At 32.4% G+C, this 19,417-nt stretch carries 17 protein-coding genes; 9 read left to right on the top strand and 8 right to left on the bottom strand.

All coding sequences use genetic code 11. The features are described 5' to 3' along the window. Window positions 1–302: 302 nt before the first annotated feature. The 5 genes from MY04_RS11040 to MY04_RS11020 form a co-directional block, all read right to left on the bottom strand. Window positions 303–1,028: a DNA-binding domain-containing protein gene (locus MY04_RS11040; protein ID WP_066209654.1), complete on the bottom strand. Its 726-nt coding sequence runs from the start codon at window positions 1,026–1,028 to the stop codon at window positions 303–305. Between the two features lie 296 nt (window positions 1,029–1,324). Further along, the gene (locus MY04_RS11035) at window positions 1,325–2,323 is read right to left on the bottom strand and encodes a PDDEXK nuclease domain-containing protein (RefSeq protein ID WP_066209652.1); all 999 of its coding nucleotides are present in this window, start codon (window positions 2,321–2,323) and stop codon (window positions 1,325–1,327) included. A 41-nt stretch (window positions 2,324–2,364) separates the two neighbouring features. Beyond that, window positions 2,365–2,682 carry an addiction module antidote protein gene (locus MY04_RS11030; protein WP_084005842.1) on the bottom strand — a complete coding sequence of 106 codons (318 nt, stop codon included), beginning with the start codon at window positions 2,680–2,682 and terminating at the stop codon, window positions 2,365–2,367. 11 nt (window positions 2,683–2,693) lie between these two features. Further along, window positions 2,694–2,831, bottom strand: a complete 138-nt coding sequence (locus tag MY04_RS11025; protein ID WP_158297661.1) for a hypothetical protein — start codon at window positions 2,829–2,831, stop codon at window positions 2,694–2,696. Window positions 2,832–3,547: 716 nt separating this feature from the next. Continuing rightward, window positions 3,548–4,003, bottom strand: coding sequence for a hypothetical protein (locus MY04_RS11020; protein WP_066209650.1), 456 nt, complete (start codon window positions 4,001–4,003; stop codon window positions 3,548–3,550). Window positions 4,004–4,238: 235 nt separating this feature from the next. On the opposite strand from MY04_RS11020, the gene MY04_RS11015 reads away from it, so the two are divergent. Beyond that, window positions 4,239–5,111: a hypothetical protein gene (locus tag MY04_RS11015; RefSeq protein ID WP_066209648.1), complete on the top strand. Its 873-nt coding sequence runs from the start codon at window positions 4,239–4,241 to the stop codon at window positions 5,109–5,111. A 195-nt stretch (window positions 5,112–5,306) separates the two neighbouring features. Here the strand turns inward: MY04_RS11015 and MY04_RS11010 are convergent, their stop codons facing one another. Next, a complete protein-coding gene (locus tag MY04_RS11010; RefSeq protein WP_066209646.1) occupies window positions 5,307–5,960 on the bottom strand; it encodes a hypothetical protein in 654 nt (217 codons plus the stop codon). Between the two features lie 492 nt (window positions 5,961–6,452). Between MY04_RS11010 and MY04_RS11005 the strand changes: the two genes are divergently transcribed. From MY04_RS11005 to MY04_RS10975, 7 genes are all read left to right on the top strand, one after another. Continuing rightward, window positions 6,453–7,232, top strand: a complete 780-nt coding sequence (locus tag MY04_RS11005) for a DUF4382 domain-containing protein (RefSeq protein ID WP_066209644.1) — start codon at window positions 6,453–6,455, stop codon at window positions 7,230–7,232. A gap of 368 nt (window positions 7,233–7,600) precedes the next feature. Next, a complete protein-coding gene (locus tag MY04_RS11000; protein WP_066209642.1) occupies window positions 7,601–10,438 on the top strand; it encodes a triple tyrosine motif-containing protein in 2,838 nt (945 codons plus the stop codon). Between the two features lie 191 nt (window positions 10,439–10,629). Beyond that, on the top strand, window positions 10,630–13,020 hold the full coding sequence (locus tag MY04_RS10995) for a family 16 glycosylhydrolase (protein ID WP_066209640.1): 2,391 nt from the start codon (window positions 10,630–10,632) through the stop codon (window positions 13,018–13,020). Window positions 13,021–13,219: 199 nt separating this feature from the next. Continuing rightward, entirely contained in the window at window positions 13,220–13,429 is a 210-nt protein-coding gene (locus MY04_RS10990; RefSeq protein WP_066209638.1) for a hypothetical protein, read from the top strand. Between the two features lie 5 nt (window positions 13,430–13,434). Next, the gene (locus MY04_RS10985; protein WP_066209635.1) at window positions 13,435–14,037 is read left to right on the top strand and encodes a hypothetical protein; all 603 of its coding nucleotides are present in this window, start codon (window positions 13,435–13,437) and stop codon (window positions 14,035–14,037) included. Between the two features lie 84 nt (window positions 14,038–14,121). Further along, on the top strand, window positions 14,122–15,399 hold the full coding sequence (locus MY04_RS10980) for a carboxypeptidase-like regulatory domain-containing protein (protein ID WP_066213215.1): 1,278 nt from the start codon (window positions 14,122–14,124) through the stop codon (window positions 15,397–15,399). Between the two features lie 120 nt (window positions 15,400–15,519). Continuing rightward, a complete protein-coding gene (locus MY04_RS10975) occupies window positions 15,520–16,662 on the top strand; it encodes a toxin-antitoxin system YwqK family antitoxin (protein WP_066209634.1) in 1,143 nt (380 codons plus the stop codon). Between the two features lie 16 nt (window positions 16,663–16,678). On the opposite strand, the gene MY04_RS10970 is transcribed toward MY04_RS10975, so the two are convergent. Both MY04_RS10970 and MY04_RS10965 read right to left on the bottom strand, forming a co-directional pair. Beyond that, window positions 16,679–17,299, bottom strand: coding sequence for a hypothetical protein (locus MY04_RS10970; protein ID WP_066209633.1), 621 nt, complete (start codon window positions 17,297–17,299; stop codon window positions 16,679–16,681). Further along, on the bottom strand, window positions 17,296–17,640 hold the full coding sequence (locus tag MY04_RS10965; protein ID WP_066209630.1) for a PadR family transcriptional regulator: 345 nt from the start codon (window positions 17,638–17,640) through the stop codon (window positions 17,296–17,298). Before MY04_RS10965 ends, MY04_RS10970 begins: the two co-directional genes overlap by 4 nt. Before the next feature lie 121 nt (window positions 17,641–17,761). Between MY04_RS10965 and MY04_RS10960 the strand changes: the two genes are divergently transcribed. Continuing rightward, window positions 17,762–19,108, top strand: a complete 1,347-nt coding sequence (locus MY04_RS10960) for a hypothetical protein (protein ID WP_158297660.1) — start codon at window positions 17,762–17,764, stop codon at window positions 19,106–19,108. The last annotated feature ends 309 nt before the right edge of the window (window positions 19,109–19,417 follow it).

Raw genomic sequence — 19,417 nt, 5'->3', positions numbered from 1 at the left:
CCCCACAAACTAACCAAGCAATTCGTACAACAAAATTAAATATTAATCAGAAAGAACTACATAAGTTAATATCAATTTACATAACATTCTGAACACCATCTCCATCACTCCCTAAGATGCCCCACCGTCACCTCATAATATGCCACCCTTTCACCTTATAATATGCCACAGTCTCATCTCTTAATATGACCACCTCTTACCTTATAAGGTGACACTCTTTCACCTTGTCAGTTTGCTTTAAAGACAAAAAATAAGGTCATTCAGCTTATTAAATTCAAGCTAAATGACCTTAGGAATGAAGCTTAATTTACAATGAGTACCGCTTCAAGTTGTTCCGTTCTAGGCGACCTTAATAGGCCGTTTGTACCTGATTGCGTCACCAACTCCAGCTCATAATTCCCTTTAGGAAGAGTAGGAACCATAAAGATCACCGCTTTATTTTCATTACTGATGAGCTGTGATACTTTCGTTTTGGATTGATCCTCTAGATTCACGAAGAATAAACCTACTTCCTCTTGATGTGTCTCATCTCCTTCAATTTTGATGCGATCTCCAAAAAGGGTGACGGCATTGTTTGGGGTGATTTCATTATTCACGTCTCCCGTCAAGCTATCGGTTACTCTTAACAATACTGGGCCGGTTTGTGCTTGTCCTAATACCGTTACTTTGGTTTTATCAATCATATCGCGACTATTTGACGTGAGGTTGATGACCGCTTTGAGTTGCTGTTTGAGGGGATTGAATACCTGTTCGTAAAAGACACCGCTTACACCCAATCGAGCATTAATAAACTGAGTGTTGATGTTGTAGCCTTGCGACAGACCTTCACTTTTAATACGGTCAGCACGGTTAAGCAATTCAATAATCGTTTCAGCTTGGTATTCCGAACCTTCTTTCTTGATACGACTAGCAATTGCCGCATTGTCTAAAGTTCCTTTGCTTCTTACTCTACCGAAAAAATCGTTAGGATCGGGAGTAACGGTAAGGTCATACAATTGTATGTCTACTTGATTGTTTTCATTAGCCATCGTTAAAGTCAGCTTTTGTTTAAAAAATATTTACGTGATGTTGAATGAATCATTGAGAGTGAGATGATATAGTTTCCCTTTTGGGAATTTTAGTTACGATCTAAAGAGTCATTAGCTTTAGGTAGTATCGTTATCGCAGCTTGCAATGAGTGTTAGTATTCAAATCGGATGTAATATTAAGGGTTAATTATTTAATAATCAAGAGGTTTTTGATGGGGGGATTTTGGTGCGTGGTGTTAGGGGTTGAGGTGGTTTTTAATCAAATTTGTCACAACTTGTGACAGATTTGATTTTTATTACTTATCATTAATTAATCGTTTTAGTTCCTCTTTACTAGGTAATACAGTTTGATATTTACTTGCAAAGATTTGTTCGTTGTTTTCAGGTAAAGTTATTTCTACTAGTGTGTCATTTTTCTTTTTACAAAGAATTATTCCAATTGTTTTGTTTTCATGTTCAAGCTTTACATATCTATCATAGTAGTTGACATACATCTGCATTTGTCCTAAGTCTTGGTGTGTAATTTCTCCGATTTTTAAGTCTATAAGTACAAAACTTTGTAATAGGCGGTTATAAAAAACAAGGTCTACTCTAAAGTGTTTGTCATCAAAAGTAAATCGTACTTGTCTACCTATGAAAGCATAACCTTTCCCCAATTCTAGAAGAAAATGTTCTAGCTTTTCTATTAATTTTTGTTCTAGTTCTGTTTCAGAGTATTTACTCTCTTCAGGGAGACCAAGAAATTCTAAAACATAGGGATCCTTTAAAGTATCTTGTGCTTTTTCAATAATTTGTCCTTCTTCGGATAAGCGTTTTACTTCCTCTTTTTCTCTACTGAGCACCAATCTTTCATAAAGTGCAGAATCAAATTGTCTTCTTAATTCTCTTAGACTCCAATTATTATTGAATGATTCAATTTCATAGAATTGTCTTTCTTTAGGGTTATCTAACCTCATCAACATTAAATAATGTGACCAGCTCAACTTGAATTCGTCAGACACTGTCTGACCTTTTGAGTAGGTCAGATAAAAAGACCTCATTTGTTTTAAATTTGTAGTAGAATACCCTTTACCAAATTCTAATGTTAAGTGCTTAGACAGCTCTGAAATTATTTTTTTACCATATTTTGCTCTCTCATTTCCTTTTTGTTCTTCTTCAACAATCAATCTTCCAACTTCAAAATAGGTATATACCATTGTTGTATTAACGGTTTGCACTACTTTTAATTTAGAGTCATGAATTAGCTTTAAAACGTCATTTAAAAAATTATTGTTTATTGAATCTAATTGTATCATAGAGGTAAAAATATATTTTATTAATCAAAGATATAGAAATTTTACTCCACAGACGAAATCGTCATCTTAAGTCCCATAGCATTCAGCATTTTGATAAATGTACTCAATTTAGGATCAGTTTTACTGTTGATAATTTGATTAACATTCCCTCTATTTAACCCAGTAGTTTCAGCAATTTTTTTTACTCCTGTTGCTTTAGCCACTTCTTTAATTGCCTCTATTAATTCAGCGATGTCCCCCTCTTCAATTGTTTCAAATAGAAATGAGTCCACCGTTTCATCCTCTGTTAAATACTCGGATGCATTGAATGGAGTAGAATTATGCATTAAGTCGAGATCTTTTTCTTTTGATGGTTCCATGATTCCAATATTTATTTTTTCGAAAGTCTTTTTATATCTTTTTTCTGGTCCTTCTTTATGCCTCCACCAATTGTAATGACAATAACTCCAGACAACAATTTATAGTAGATTCTATAACCTTGACCAAAATCGATGATAAGTTCAAACATATTTTTCTGACCTTTCAATTGTTTATGCTTACCGAAATTACCTGTAGTTGCAATGGCATTTTATCGTCTAATGATTATACCTTTTGCTTTCAAGTCTTTTAGGCCTTTTAGCCACTTATCAAAGTCTTCAGTTTTTCTTAGTTGAAAACGTTTTTCAGTCATACTATAGAATCGTTATATTATAAATGTACGCTTTAGCGTACATTTTTGCTAGTCAATGTAAGATTGATAATGAAAAATATCTCTTTATTTAGGAATACATATTCATTAGCCATCGTTAAAGTCAGCTTTTGTTTAAAAAATATTTACGTGATTGAATGAATCATTGAGAGTGAGATGATACTGTTTATCTTTTAGGAATTTTTAGTTACGATCTAAAGAAACATCAGCTTTAGGTAGTATCGTTATCGCAGCTTGCAATGAGTGTTAGTATTCAAATCGGTTGTAATATTAAGGGGTAATTCTTTAATAGTCAAGGGGTTTTTGATGGGGTGTTTTGGTGCGTGGTGTTAGGAAGGGAGTGTGGTTTTTACTGTTTGTAGTGTTAAGCAAATACGTCAATACGAACTATAGTATTGTTTAAGTCTGCGACTTATTCAATTGATATTTTGGTTATAAGTCGCAGACTAAATACGATAAGTAAGCTCTTAGTGACGCCTGTCGGCTGAACACTTAGAACCGTTTTAGATAAATTCTTTTATCGATACATTTCAATGTTACTCAGGTAATGACTCCCAAGTTTTTTTATCATAAATAGTCATAGCCTTTTGTCCTCCCTTACCGCCATATTCAGCGTAAACGGCAATGCAATTATGTTTAGAAAAAATGTCTTGATTTAATTCTTTTATGGCTTTTTTAAATGATTTACTGTTCATCAAACGCCATTGATCTCTCAGTTTATCTTGAGCTTTGTTCCAATCTGATGCTGTAATACCTAGTTGCTCTAATTCTGGAGTTAGAGATTCTTTAAACAGCTGATCTTCCTTGGCGAAAGCGGCTAAGTTTCCTTCTGATAGATAACCAATGGCATTGGTAGGTTTTCCACCTTTACTACTTGATTTAACATGTCTATTTCCCCAATGAGCACTTTTATTTTGCTTTACATTTTGGGCAACTAAAAAAGTTGAAAAGAAGAGACCAATGAATAATAAAATAATGTTTTTCGATTTCATAGATTGAATTTTTTACTATTAAATAAGTTGTATCAGACTTGTAGCTGATATATCTTTAATAGTGAAAGTAATCTTGAAAAACCCTATTCATAAGAAAAAATATCTAAATGCGATTTTTTGAATTTCCGTTCGTTAAAAAAAACAGTTCTTTGGTTGATTAGGTTCTATACAAAAATCTAACCTTCTTACATTGAGGTTACTAAATAATTTATCATATAATTATTACTTTTGAAATATGAGACTTTTTAATTTGTTGTTGACTACTACGCTACTTCTTGGTTTACTTTCATGCAATAGTGAAGAAAGTGAGCCTGCCATCGAGAATCCAATTGAGGAAAGAAATGGCTACAATATGCTCCTCATTGGTAATAGCTTTTTTAAGCCCTATGCCAATCACCTTGATACAATGGCAAAACAAGCTGGGTTTGAAGACCATCAAGCCACAGTTGTTTTCCGAGGAGGAGAGAACGGTCAGCCTATTAACTTTTGGAACGATGATGCATCGGAAGAACATCTGCTAATAAAATCCACTTTAGATGAAGGAAATGTAGAGATCTTTGGAATGACATCAGGTCATGATTATGAAAATACGGAAGACCGTATAATTGGCCATAGGGCATGGATAGAATACGCATTGCAAGCAAATCCGGATGTAACTATTTTTATTGCCATTCCAACTCTTGATTTCCCTCAAGAATGGGATCAATTAGTCTTAGAATATGAGGCGGACTCTATACAAGAGGTGTATTCTTATTTCGTAAATGATGTTGTGCACCACGAAATGGTGGATCAGTTGCGTAGGGAGTTCCCTTCAACGAATATTTTTACCATTCCTACAGGGTGGGCGACTATTAATTTAGCACAGAAGAATTTAGATAATCAATTATTAGATGAAATATCTATGATGGGTGCTAAGGAGACTTCAATATTTACCGATCAAAAAGGGCATCAGGGACAAATTGTTATTGAGACAGGAACGTTGGTATGGTTAAATAGTCTATATCAAGTCGATTTAACTACCAATACTTTTGATACAGGGTTCAATACCAACTTGCACGAAATAGCGAAGCAGATTATGGATAATCATGATCCTGATTATTTAAAATAAAAAGCTATTTAGTTAGTTTATAATTCCCAGTGTGAAGTTAGGGCTTTGCACTGGGAATTATTTTTTTAAGAGTCTATGATATATTATATTGTTTTATATTACTTGTAGTAATGTGTTGTAAGTTAGTTGCTTATGTTTCGGATGAGTTATTTTGATACCCTTAAAAATAGAGATTTAATTTATTGATAAAAAACTTTATTCTGCTTCAAGATAAGTAGATACAATTAGTGGTAAATCACTATGTTTAAGTTCACCGTTTAGTATCTTACTTAAAAGTTCTTCGTTATCTTTTAAAAGGTATTTAGCTTGTTTCTTTAAAACTCCGTTTATGCCCATTAAGTTATTACCAGATGTTGTCATTCCTAAAAAAGAGGCATTTTGTTCTCCTTTTTTTCTAAGATAATAATTAAAAGTTGGTATATCTGCTCCTTGAGGATAAACATATTCTGTAGCAATATTTCCATCTTTAGTAGTTACATATTTACTAGGTGTTATGTAAGCACTTCCCTTTTCAGATTTTACAATAGCCAAAAGTAAATACTTGTCTTTGCTGATTTTTTGTTTTTTTAGGTTCTGAATACTATTCACTCTATCAAAATAGTATGTGAGACCATTAGTGGATATAACCTCTATGGATTTTACTTCTTCTGAAGATATTTCCTTTTTAACATCTCCTTCATAAAAAGATACCTTTTTCTGTTCACCCCTTTCTGGAACTTGGATTTTCGCATTAATTTTACTCCCATCAGTTTTAAAAATAGTGCCCTTATAGAAGTCATTATTATTCTGAGCAAATAATAAAGAATTGATAGATGTTAGAACGAGAAAGCTAATTAATAATGATTTCATTTTAGTTATACCAGTTAAAATTAAAAAATAGTGTTGCTGTATTCTCTATTCATTTCTAAGATTTATTGCTTATTACTATTACTCGTTTAATGATCATAAGATAAGACATAGTCTTCAACGATAGATAAATTTGGCAGAATACTTAGAATAGAGATAAAAAAATCAATATATCTTTACTGAAGTTGTATTGGTTCAGCTTTTAAATCAGATAAGAACACTTGTTCATCATACATCTAAATTTATATATTCTTCATTAACATAACAAACATTTAAAAGGAAATACAATAAAGTATTGGGGCGTTAGGTCTGTAATTAGTGTTGTTTTATTTAGATCATATTCACAGATTTATAATTTCTCTGTAAATTTTAGCAAACCACTATATAGGTGCTTTTTATTAGATAAAGTTGCTTTCATCTTTGAATATTTATATTGGCACCGTAATTGACTAGAAATGTTTAGTTAACGTATATTTAACGATTATTCATAGAACAATGAAAAGAATTTTAACAACAATTTGTACTGCATTACCGTTAATTTTTGGGACTATCGCATGTGATTCATCTGACGGTAAATCAACTTTAAGAATTTCTTTAACTGATGCTCCTGCAGATTATGAATCTGTGGTCGTTGATGTTCAAGATATCGAAATCAACCTTGCTGAAGAAAATGGTAATGGATGGCAATCGGTAGGTAGTTTCACACCTGCTCAAATCGATTTGCTAGAATTGTCTGCCGGTGTTGACACTTTACTGGCTTCTGAAGAACTACCTGCTGGTAGAGTATCTCAAATTCGCCTTATTCTAGGTGATAATAATTTCCTTATAAATGATGGGGAGAAATTTGAACTGTCAACTCCAAGTGCACAACAATCTGGCTTGAAATTAAACATTCATGCAGATCTAGTAGAAGGTGTGGCTTATGAAGTGAAACTAGATTGGGATGCAGCTAAATCAATTGTTCAACAAGGTAATGGAAGTTATTCATTAAAACCTGTAATCAGAGTCTTAACAGATGCTACATCAGGTGCCATTAAAGGACAAGTAGATACAAGTGAACAAGTGGTAGCTTTTGCTATTCAAGGAACTGATACATTATTCTCATCTTATACAAACGATGAAGGTACTTTCCTTTTACAAGGCGTTCCTGCTGGATCTTATACAGTTGGTTTTGATGTAACAGACAGCTTATCGATACAAGATGTAACTGATGTAGTTGTAACAACTGGAGAACAACAAGATTTAGGGGTTATTGAAGTACAAGTTGTTCAATAAAACCAATCAAGAAAATAGATTTTCAATTGACAAGAGAACATCAATCTATTAACGTGTTGTTTGTTATTGAAAATTTAAAAACTGAGATTTTATTTGTGATGTAAAACAAATGAAATCTCGGTTTTTTTTTTGACTTAACTGCATACCTACAGTACCTTTTAGCTGAATACTAATAACAATGATGGACGACTATTTACAATCCTTCTTTAAAAGTTTTGTCTCAACAAAAAGAGTATTTTCTAAAACTCTTTTAGAATCATGATTCCAATTTTTTGATAAACTCTACTGAGTAAATATTTACCAAAAATCATTATATTTCAGTTACCAGCAATAAATAACACTTTACTAACTGCTTAGTTACTTTTGAAATGAATTACTTACGAAATTTTACGTTATTATTCCATCTAATTTTTATTCTTAATGCAGAAGCTCAAATAAAAAATATTGGGGTACCTTATATACAAACCTTTCTTGCAGAGGATTTTAAGGCGGATAATAAGAATTGGGATATTGTACAAGATTCTCTTGGACAAATGTTTTTCTCCAACTTGTATGGTATATTATGTTACGATGGAACAAATTGGAGGATTGTGGCCGCCCCTGATAATAAGTCCACAGTACGTTCTTTGAATAGTAACAATCAAGGGACAATCTTCGCGGGATGTTTCAACGAGTTTGGGTATTTGGAGAGAAAAAATAATGGCGATTATGATTTTCATTCTCTACTTCATCTAACCACTGAAAAGAACTTTGGTGACGTTTGGAAGATATTCCGAATATCCAATAAGATGTATTTCTTTTCATATCAATGTATTTTTCAATACGATTATTCAAAAATCAGTGTAATCAAACCTAAAGGAGTATTTAGAAATGCCTTTCAAGTTGGTAATAAATTGTATGTAGATGACTCTGAAATGGGATTAGCTGTAATCAACGATAATGAGCTAAAGTCTCTATCTGTTTCTAAAAACTTTCTTACAGATCAAGTATTGGCAATTCAAAGTTTTAAACAAAATGAACTCCTAATCTATACCAAGAAGGAAGGTTTAATGTTGATGAATAATGAAAGTAAAGTATATCCTATTAAGAATAATCAAATATTAAATACGGAAGAGAATCAAATTACATGTATCACCAAAACATTTAATAATTATTACATACTTGGTACCTTACAAAATGGTGTTTATATCATCGATGAAAATTTTAGATTAATCCAGCATATTAACACCAACTCAGGCTTAGAAGATAATACAATACTTTCTACATTTTTAGATCAGGATAATAACTTATGGGTCACTACTAATAAGAGTATTGAATTGATTGATATAAATTCATCATTTTCAATAATTAGTGAAGTAAATGCTCTTAATGTAGAAGTGAGTAAAACTATACTTTTTAATGGACAACTGTATATAGCTTCAAATAATGGTTTAAAAACTGTTGAGTGGAAAAACTATTATCATCCAATTTTAAATCCTTTATCTTTTAAGAATACTGATATCAAAGGAAGTGTTTGGAATCTGAAAGAGATGGATGGAACGTTATGGATAGCAGGGCATGAAGGTGTATATATAAAGAATGATCGCACGACTAAACAATTAAGCAATGAAGGTAGTTGGACCTTTTTGAGAGTGAATAGAGATACTGTTTTATCAGGTGGTTACCATGGTATTTTTGTGCATACTTTAAAAGAAGGTATTTGGAAAAGTAAGAAAGTCGAGGGGATTGATATTTCCTGTAAATCATTGGTATATGATAAAGGTGAAATTTGGATGACACACCCCTACAAAGGTATTTTTAAACTGAATTTTTCCGAAGATTATAAGAAGGTAGAAGAGAGTATACATTATGATGAATTAAATGGATTACCTTCCAAGTTGTTTTCTAATATATTCAAAATCAAAGGACATCTTCTAGTTGGTACTACGAAAGGTGTTTATACGTATAATCCGTCTTTAGATGAGTTTGAAAAGGATCAAAAATTCATGAAAATCTTTGGAGAAAATCATCATATCCGTTTTCTAAAAGAAGATCATCAAAATAATTGTATTTGGTATATTATTGGACAAGTAGGAGCAGAAAAAGTGGGTATGCTTACTTTTAAATCGGATGGTCAATTTATCAAAGAGGAAAAGAAATTTAATTTCCTAAAAGGAGTTTTTACACCTGGTTTCGAGGATATTTTCACCTATAACGAACAAATATTTTTCGGTACTAAAAATGGTCTTGTGCATTATAATATCATAGACAATACATTCAATAAACAACCTTTTCATACCATTATTACTAAAGTAAAGTTAGGGGAGGCTCAAGCAGAAAATGTTTCACATTTGTCTTCCAATGATAACCATATTTTCTTTAATGTGAGTAGTCCTTTCTACACACAAAGTCAGCCTAATTTATATTCTTATCAACTTGAAGGTTTAAATAATGAATGGTCGGAGTGGAATGATAGAGACCATATTCAATTCAATAATTTATCTTACGGAATATATGTTTTCAATGTAAAATCAAAGAATATTTTTGGAGAGGAAGGTAAAACTGCTTCATATCGTTTTCAGGTAGATAAGCCTTGGTACCTTAGTCAAAAAGCTGTGTTATTTTACTGTCTGATATCAATTGCTTTTATATATCTAAACTATATCCTTATAAAACTAGTTTTGTTTCAACAAAAGCGAAAAGCACAGTTAGAAATTATTAGAAGACACAGAAGAGAGTGTCATCAATTAGAACAAGAAAAAATTAAAAAAGAAAATCATTTAATGAAAGAAGAACAAGAACAGCTCAATAAAAAGTTGTCTTCTATACTATTAAGTAATTCTAGAAAAAGAGAAATTCTGAAAGGTATTCAAAATAAACTTGAGAAAATAATTCCTTCAACTACCCCTAAAAATGTAAGAACAATTAAAAGTGTACTTGGCGATATTAAATCGGAAGAAAAAGAACAAGATGAATGGGAAGATTTCCAATATTTCTTCGATAAGAATAATCAAAACTTTTTACATAGGCTACAAAATGATTACCCAAAGTTAACCACTAAAGATTTAAAGTTCTGTTCTTACTTACGACTCAATTTATCCAATAAAGAGATCATGGATTTATTGAATATCACTATTCGAGGGGTGGAAGCTGCGAGGTTAAGATTAAGGAAAAAGCTGGAGTTAGATAAGGATACATCGCTAAATGAATTTTTATTTAATTATTGATTTTGATGCTTTTATGAGGATTTTTAAAGAAAAATGGTAGAAAAGTGGTACTGTAACAAGTAACTTTATAGTACCTGTTTTTTTGATTCTTGCTTACTTTAATGTGTAGATTTGACACTACTGAATAACTTGTTCAGTTTTCTCTAAAATGAGAAGTGAAATGAATTATTAATCTAACTATTAAAGTACTAATGAAACATTTTTTACTTTTTTTGCTTTGTTTACTAACACCCTTCATCACCACACTAGCACAATGTCCAACTTTAGTCTGGTCTGATGAATTTGACGGTAATACTCTAGATCTTAACAAGTGGGAACCTATGATTGGTGACGGCTGTGATTACGGTATTTGTGGTTGGGGAAACAATGAACTCCAATACTACAAATCTGAAAATGCAGTGGTAAGTGATGGAACACTAAAAATCATTGTCAAAAATGAAAGCGTAAGGAAGTATAAATATACTTCTGCACGTCTAAGAACAAAAGGTCTTGCAGACTTTACTTTTGGTCGTTATGAGGCAAGGATAAAACTTATGGAAGGGCAGGGTTTATGGCCTGCATTCTGGATGCTTTCTACCAATGAGCCTTATGGCGCTTGGCCTCAAAGTGGGGAAATTGATATCATGGAGTTGATTGGTCAACACCCTGAAGTAGCCCATGGTACAATTCATTATGGGCAACCTTGGCCTGATAATTCAAATACAGGTGCCTCGCACTATCTTTATAATGGTGCAACATATAAGGATGACTTCCATGTTTTTGCAGTAGAATGGGAGCCAGGTGAAATACGCTGGTATATGGATGATATTTTATACTCTGTGAAAACAGATGCTGATATTGCTCCTGAAAATTGGCCGTTTGATAGTGGTAATCAAATGCACTTTTTACTAAATGTTGCAGTAGGTGGATCTTGGCCAGGAAGTCCTGATGAAACAACTCCTATACCTACACAAATGGAAGTAGATTATGTAAGAGTGTATGATAATGGTTTTAAACCTTCTATTTCAGGTAGCAGAGAGGTACGTTATCAAGCACAAGAACAAGTTTACACAATCAACAATCCAGGTACTGGGAGTTCATTTGATTGGTCTGTGCCGAGTGGTGCTACTATTGTGAGTGGACAAGGGACAAATACAGTATCAGTAAACTTTGGTTCAAGCGGAGGTGATATTACTTGTAATGTATCAAATTCATGTATTACAAATACTTATAAGATTGATGTACTTGTAGAACCAAACTATGTCTATAGTTCTACTTTTGAAAACTTTGATGCCCCTGCAGTTATTGCTGTTACTTCATCTTCTGGTACTTTTAATGAAGTTTCGAACCCATCTCCAGATGCCGTAAACTCATCTGCTGTTGTGGCAGAATACACTAGAAATATTGAGGATCAATATGATGTAATTGCTTACAGTACGTCTGCTATACCAGATGCCGGTCTATTTAAAACAAAGCAAAATAAGTTTTATATGGATGTGAATACAGCCGCTCCAGCTGGAACAAAAGTAATCATACAATTGGAAAGCAGTGAAGCCACGCCTTCTAATTACCCGTCGGGTAGACATAGTAGGTATGAAGGTACCATTACGAAGAATGGGGAGTGGGAAAGAGTAGTTTTTGATTACTTAGATGCTCCTGATCCTTCAACTCCTGATTCAGATGTTGCCAACATAATTATTTTATTTAATTCTAATTCGCTAACAGGCGATACGTATTATTGGGACAACTTTGATAATTATCAAGCAGAAGGTGGAGAAAGTAATCAAAACCCAACAGCTTCATTTACCACATCTGTTTCCAATTTGAATGTAGACTTTGACGGCTCATCAAGTACAGATAGTGATGGTACAATAACAAGTTGGCAATGGGATTTTGGAGATGGCAATGGAGGTAGTGGAGCAACAGTAAGTCATACTTACTCAGGAGCAGGAACCTATTCTGTTACCCTAACAGTTACTGACAACGATGGTGCAAGTAACAGTTCAACTTCTCAAGTTTCAGTATCAGAAGGTTCTAGTGGAGACCCTGTTTCTATGCATGTTCAATCAGTAATAGTAGGTACTGTATCTGCAGAAAGAGGAAATAATAGTGGTACAGCTACAGTGGTTATTCATGATAATAATGAAAATGTAGTCAGTGGAGCAACAGTGTTTGGAACATTTTCAGGTACATTTAATGAATCCGTTTCAGGAATAACAGACAGTAATGGAGAAGTCACTTTTGTCACTTCAGGAGCCGCAAAAGGATCATTAGCTATTGATTTTTGTATAGATAATCTAACAGGAGGCTTAACTTATTCACCAATTGATAATGATATAAGCTGTACGACTTCTAATGCAAGAATAAATGTAGGGAATCTTGAAGAAGAACTAAAACTACAATTCTATCCTAATCCAGCAAGTAGTATGCTCAACCTATATACTATTTTTGATAAAGTAGAATTGTATGATTTAAAAGGGCAGTTATTAAAAGTTGAAGAGAAGAAGAGTAGCATTGATGTATCAAATTTGGTCCAAGGAGTATTTATCATCAAAGTAGTTGATGAGGATCAAGTTTATCGATCAGTATTCATAAAAAAATAATTTTCATACTTTATATTCATCAATTCACCAATCGAAGTATAGCTACTTTGATTGGTGTTTTTTTCCTATATAGAGTCCAAAATGCTCTTTACTGTTCTTAGTGAAGACTATAGGTTTAAAACTGAAGAACAGAGTAGGAATTTTTATACCAGAATAATCTTTTTATATTCACATTTATTATTCACTATTTTTAAGTACTATGAAAAACAGTTTATTGATAATCTCAGCACTTTTTTTATCACTATTGATGAGTTGTGGAGGTGCCTCTTCTAAAAGTGAAAGTACTTCTACAGCAGAAGTAAAAACAGAAACAAATGTTACTTTAGATACAGTAGCTATTGAAAATTCTATTGAGGAGATTCAAGAATCTTCTCAAAAATTAGATGAAATTTTAAACGATTTAGACTAACGACTATGAAAAAGATATTAGGACTATTATTCATTCTTTCATTGATCTTTTATGTGGAAGATGTAAACGCACAGGGTAAATCTGACCAAGCAAAAGGAAAAGGGAAAAAAGAACAAAAAGAGAAGTCAAAACATCATGACGACGACGACGACAACGATGACGATGATGACGATGATAAAAAAGGAAAAGGGCAAGCTAAAAAAGCAGAAAACGCTAAGAAGGGAAAAGGACAGGAAATGAAGGAAGAAAAAGGCAATAATGGTAAAGGTGCCGAAATGAAAAAAGAAAAGTCCAATAATGGAAAAGGGAATGCCTACGGGAAAAATAAAGTTGATCTAGAAGGAAAAGAATTTGGACAACAAAGATCAGCTGAGGCAAAATCTAAGGAAAAGAAAAAAGAGCTTGATGATACCATTTCTGAAAATGAGAAGAAGGTGAAGGAAGCTAAAGAGAAAGTAAAAGGAAAGAAAGATAAACTTGAGAATGATAAAAAAGCAGGAAGAGTTTCAGATAAAGAATATAAAGAGAAAAAGGAAAAGCTTGATAAAGCAGATGCCCAAATAAAAGATTTGGAAGAAAAAATAAAAAAAGGAAAGAAAGTGGACTAAAAATCCATGAAAAACACTCATTTAATTGAGTGTTTTTTTTTGGCTAAATATTTGATTTGTATTTATCAAAATAAAAAAACGATCATGAAATTATTAAAATTTGTACTGCCACTTTTCATCTTTTCTATCATTTTATCTTGTAAAAAAGATGATCCGGCCCCAACTACAGGAGCCTTATCAGGTATAGTAACCAATCAATCCAATCAGGCATTAGAAAATGCAAAAGTTATTGCTTTTGAAGCTACTAATAACACTCCTGTAGCAGATGCCCTAACCAATTCAGAAGGTTATTTTAAATTCGACTTATCAGGAGGAACTTATTACGTGAGAATCTCCAAGCAAGGCTATTATGAAAATCCACGCGATGGAGTTACTCCAATTGCATCTCAAGTAGACAATGGTGTAGAAACATCGGTGACTTATCAATTGGAAGCAATAGAAAATGGTTCATTTGGTTGGATTCAAGGAAAAGTAACCTCACAAGAGCAATCAGTTTCGGGAGCTTTGGTTGTTGCTACTGTTAATCAAACTGCTTATTCTGGGTATTCTGATGGAGATGGGGATTTTATTATCCACAATGTTCCTGCTGGAAATTATGCGGTAAATGCTTGGAAATCAGGTTTCAATTCAAATGCTATAAATGTATCTGTAACTGTTGACACTGCTACAGTAGGAGCAGATATAAATTTATCAGCAACAGAATCTGGAGAAGTAAATGGGGCGATAACATTTTTAGCGACAAACAATGGAGAAATTGATGTGACATTGAATCATCTCATTACAGGAGAGGTTATTCCAGGTTGTTTCACCAATTCTGAAAATGCCTTGTATACCATATCTAATGTGCCTAATGGAACATTTGAGGTGAGGGCTACTTATGCTAATGATACTTATGTAGTTGATCCAGATTGGATCATTAAAAATGGTATTCCTACAGCAACTATCAATAATAATGCGGTGACTCAAAACTTTAGTGTAACTGGAGCTGTCATTTTAAATGAACCAACCAATCCTATAGAAAACACAATTCCTGTAGAAGTGGAATCAACTACTCCAACATTCTCTTGGACAGCATACTCTAGTACTAACGATTATGTTATCGAAGTATCTGATGTAAACGGAAATATTATTTGGGGAGGTTTCTCTGGAGAGGGAGATCAAGTGACAAAAAATATTATAATTCCTAAAGCACAAACGTCCATTCAATTTAATTCTGATGGTAATGCTACTATTTCTGCTTTAGAATCTGGAGCAATATATCGTTGGAAAATCTATGCCTCTAAAGACGATACTAAAGAAGCAACAGGTTGGAAATTGATTTCTTCTTCTGAAGATCAAAGAGGTTTGATCAGAGTAAAATAATTGATATTTAAGGTAAATAATAATTAAGTTCGTAGAGTAAAGTATTAACTCCTCTACGGACTTTTTTTATTCCACCGAAAACCATAATTTCAATTATCAATTTCCCACAAACATTTTAATATGCGTTTTCAGATTATTATATACCTACTCTTTTTTTTAGTGGTTATCCCTCATATAATTACTGCTCAAGTACATCAAGGTAGTTTGGAGGAGGAGGTAAACTATACCAGTGGAAAATTAAAAAAATCAGAAGGCCACCTTTTGAATGGTAAGAAACACGGTAAGTGGACGTATTATTTCAAATCAGTGAAGACCAATCATTTAGTGTATCGAATAGAACATTATGATAAAGGGGTGAAGCATGGTGTTTTTAAAAAGTTTACGGATAAGGGAATTGTCATTTCAGAAAAAACATATGAGCATGGAAAACTGTCAGGAGACCATAAGAGATATTATGATGATGGCACATTAATGTTTCATAAGTTTTATGTAAATGGTCTTCCAGAAGAGGTATGTTATTTCTATTTCGAAGATGGGATAAAAGAAGAAGTGTCTCATTTTAAGAACGGCAAATTGGAAGGTGAATATTTGAAATACTATGATAATGGTAATATCAAGGAGAAGATAGAATACCACAATGATTTAAAAGATGGGAGGTATTTCTATTACACTAAGAATAAACAATTGTTTGTAGAAAGAACCTACAAAGAAGGGAAAAGAATGGGGGATGAACTGACGTATTTCGAGAATGGTCAGTTGCAAGAAAAGGTACGTTATGAGGATCAAAAAAGAGTAGGTGAGTACACAGAATATTATGAGAATGGAAAGTTAAAAACCCAATGTTTTTATATAGATGGGCGGATCGATGGGAAGTTCCAATCTTTTTACGAAAATGGTTTCAAGAATGTAGTTTGTGAATATAAAAATGGCCAACTAGAAGGGAAGTATATAGAATATTCTGAGGACACTAATGGAAAAATATATGGTGTAAAATCACTTGAAAATGGATTAGTAGAAGGTAAAGAAACCTACTATTATGATTACCCAAAATCCATTGATTCTCAAATTACTTATTTAAAAGGGAAAAAGAATGGGGATTGTAAACAGTGGTATCCTTCAGGCCAATTAAAGCTTTATAGAATTTATAAAAACAATAAACTAATTTATCATTCTACATATACAGAAGACGGACAGAAGATTAGAGAAGGGAAGTGGGATGAAAGTTCAAATAAAATGATTTACACATCAAAAGATGATCTGTAAATCATTGTATCAAATACTATTCTGCTACCTCAGGCACAGAACTTTTATACATATTGAAAAAGAAAAAAGGCAGGAAACCAAAAGCAAAGACAAAGGCACCAAAAAGCAATAACATTGGAGCACCTTGTAAATGCATCATTTTAAATAAACCAGATAATCCTGTGGATACAGCAGCCACTAAACCCAAGATAAATTTTAGTCTTACTGAGATAGATTTTGATAAATTCACCTTGAATTTGTCTATAGTATAAAGTGGGACAAATAGTAAAAGAAGGGTTAGAAAACCGATCATGAAGAATTCATTCCCATAGGGCATATGAAGGATTTTAAACGTTACTCCACCTGTTAAAGAAACAGCACCAATTAGACCGATTAAATACATAAGCTTTTTCATAAGAATAATTCGTTTTGAGTTGAGTAAAAAAACTGTTTTGTGTTGGATTTCAATCAATCCATCAGGAGCCAAGTCGTTGACGGCTTCTTCTAACAATTGATCAAAAGGTTTATCTTTCCTTAATCCACTTTCAACAACACAACAGAGGTGATCTATAATATCGTCTCTGAGCGTTTGAATTTTTAATCCTTGGGAATCCACAAAGTCCTCTATTATTTTTTCTTGTTCATTGCTTAATTTCATGAGATTTCGAATTTAGGATCCTGGAATACAAGTTTATTTAATGTGGATAGAAAATCTTTGAGTTCATCAAGGTATCTTACTTTTTCCGTTTTCCCTTTTGGAGTCAGATAGTAGTACTTCCTGATTCTTTTTCCATAATTCTCTTCTTTGAAAGATAGCAGACCATCTTTAGTCATCCTTTGTAAGGCAGGGTAAAGTGACCCATCCTTTAGTAAAATCTTTCCGTCGGACATTTCTTTCACTCTTTGAGAAATTTCATATCCATACATTTTTTCATTTTCTGCTAACAGGTTAAGAATAATAGCAGAGAGAGTGCCTTTGAGTAGTTCTTTTGAATACATAGTTTAAATATACATAAAATAACAATACATCGTAATTCTATGTATTGTAATTATTAATTATACCTTTTTTCAAGTTAACATGTATATTTGCCCGAAATCTAATTTTATGACAAAATCTAACATGACTAAATTTTTTAATATACTCATTTTATTATGGAGTATCTCATGCTTTTCATCTTTTGCTCAAATCTCAAAAAAGAACAAATTTATTAAAGGGAGTGTCGATCAGATAATTCAAAAAAAGTACGATGTAAATTATAAAAAAGGTGTGTTTGCTATTGAATACAAAAACGATCCATCATCAGATATTTTTAATTATAATGATCAAAATATACTTACAAATGCAGAATATCTAGATCATCATGGAGAGGTATATTGGTGTTACAAAAGTACTTTCGATGATACTGGTAATGTGATATCAGACTCTATTTTTGTACAAGGTAAATTGAATTCAATTTTTGTTTATAAGTTAATTGATCAACAAAACGAAGAATCCAATTATTATGATTTTAATGGAGAAATTAAAGACATTCAACTTAGAACATTTGAAGGAGAGGACTTGATTAAAATGACGAATATGGATCACAACAGAAATGTTGTTTCTACTATTGAATATGAAAATTTAGAAGGTTTTCCTGTCAAAGAAGTGAAGAAATCGTCTTCGGGTAAGTTACTTGAAAAAACTACTTATCAACGAGATAGGTTTGGAAATATCATCGAAGAAGAAGTTTTCAAAAACGATAAATTGAGTATCACCTATTATGCTTTCGAATACGATAAAAAAGGGAATTGGGTAAGGAAGTATTATTATTCTGAAGTAGGGTTATTGATTAAAGTGGAAACTCGAAATATCATTTATGCAGATGATAAAAAGAAAATGACCAAAAACGACATTGTTGGTAATTGGTTTATTTATGGAATGGAAAAAGATGGGTTTGTTTTTAACGAAGACCAAACTTTTTACCTTCAAGGCCATCCAGAGAAAACTGCTTTTTGGTCGTTTAATCAGAGAAAAAAGCAATTGATATTAACAGAAAATAAGGAGGGAGAAAATGAAATGATTTTCGAATGTGCTTTAATTGGGGAGTTTTTATCTTTAGCAAAAAAGGAAATAGGAAAAGAAATAAAGCTTGAAACAAGACCTTCTACAATTGATAATCAGTTTACATTAAAGATGATGGAAAAACCTTTTTATGGGAAGTGGAGACAAGTAGATAATAATCAAGATTTCATTCAATTTCTACCGGATAATGTAGTATTTATTATTGATGAAAATAAAGAACCTCAGAAAGGATATTGGCATTTCGATTTTGATAATGTACTTCTTTACATCAAAGAGGAAGGCAAGAAAGAAGAGAAAAAATACCATTACTTTTTTGAAGAAAATCGATTAAAGTTGGTTGATCCTGATTTGAGAAAAGAAATGGATTATGAGAAAGTGAAACAAGAGGGTGAGGTGTGGAATTAAGGTACCTGTTTGTAATGTGTCGAAATCATATAAAATACTGTTTGTAGTGTTAAGTGTTAGCGTCAATACAAACTCATTTTAGTATTAGTCTGTGACTTATTACCTTTATTATAACATTGGTAATAAGTCACAGACTTATAAGATTTTCAGGTTCTTAGTTCCGTATGTCGGCTTAACATTAAAAACAGTTATAGATATAATCAAAATCTCTTTATTCATTAATTATAATTGCATTACCCATCCATCCAACTAAATTGCAACAACAACACAATTAGCAAGACTTTTAATTAATACTTCAGTAATATATAA

Origin of the sequence: Flammeovirga sp. MY04 (assembly GCF_001682195.2) — a bacterium.
Lineage (GTDB): Bacteria > Bacteroidota > Bacteroidia > Cytophagales > Flammeovirgaceae > Flammeovirga > Flammeovirga yaeyamensis.
This window is presented reverse-complemented; position numbering and strand designations above follow the sequence as displayed.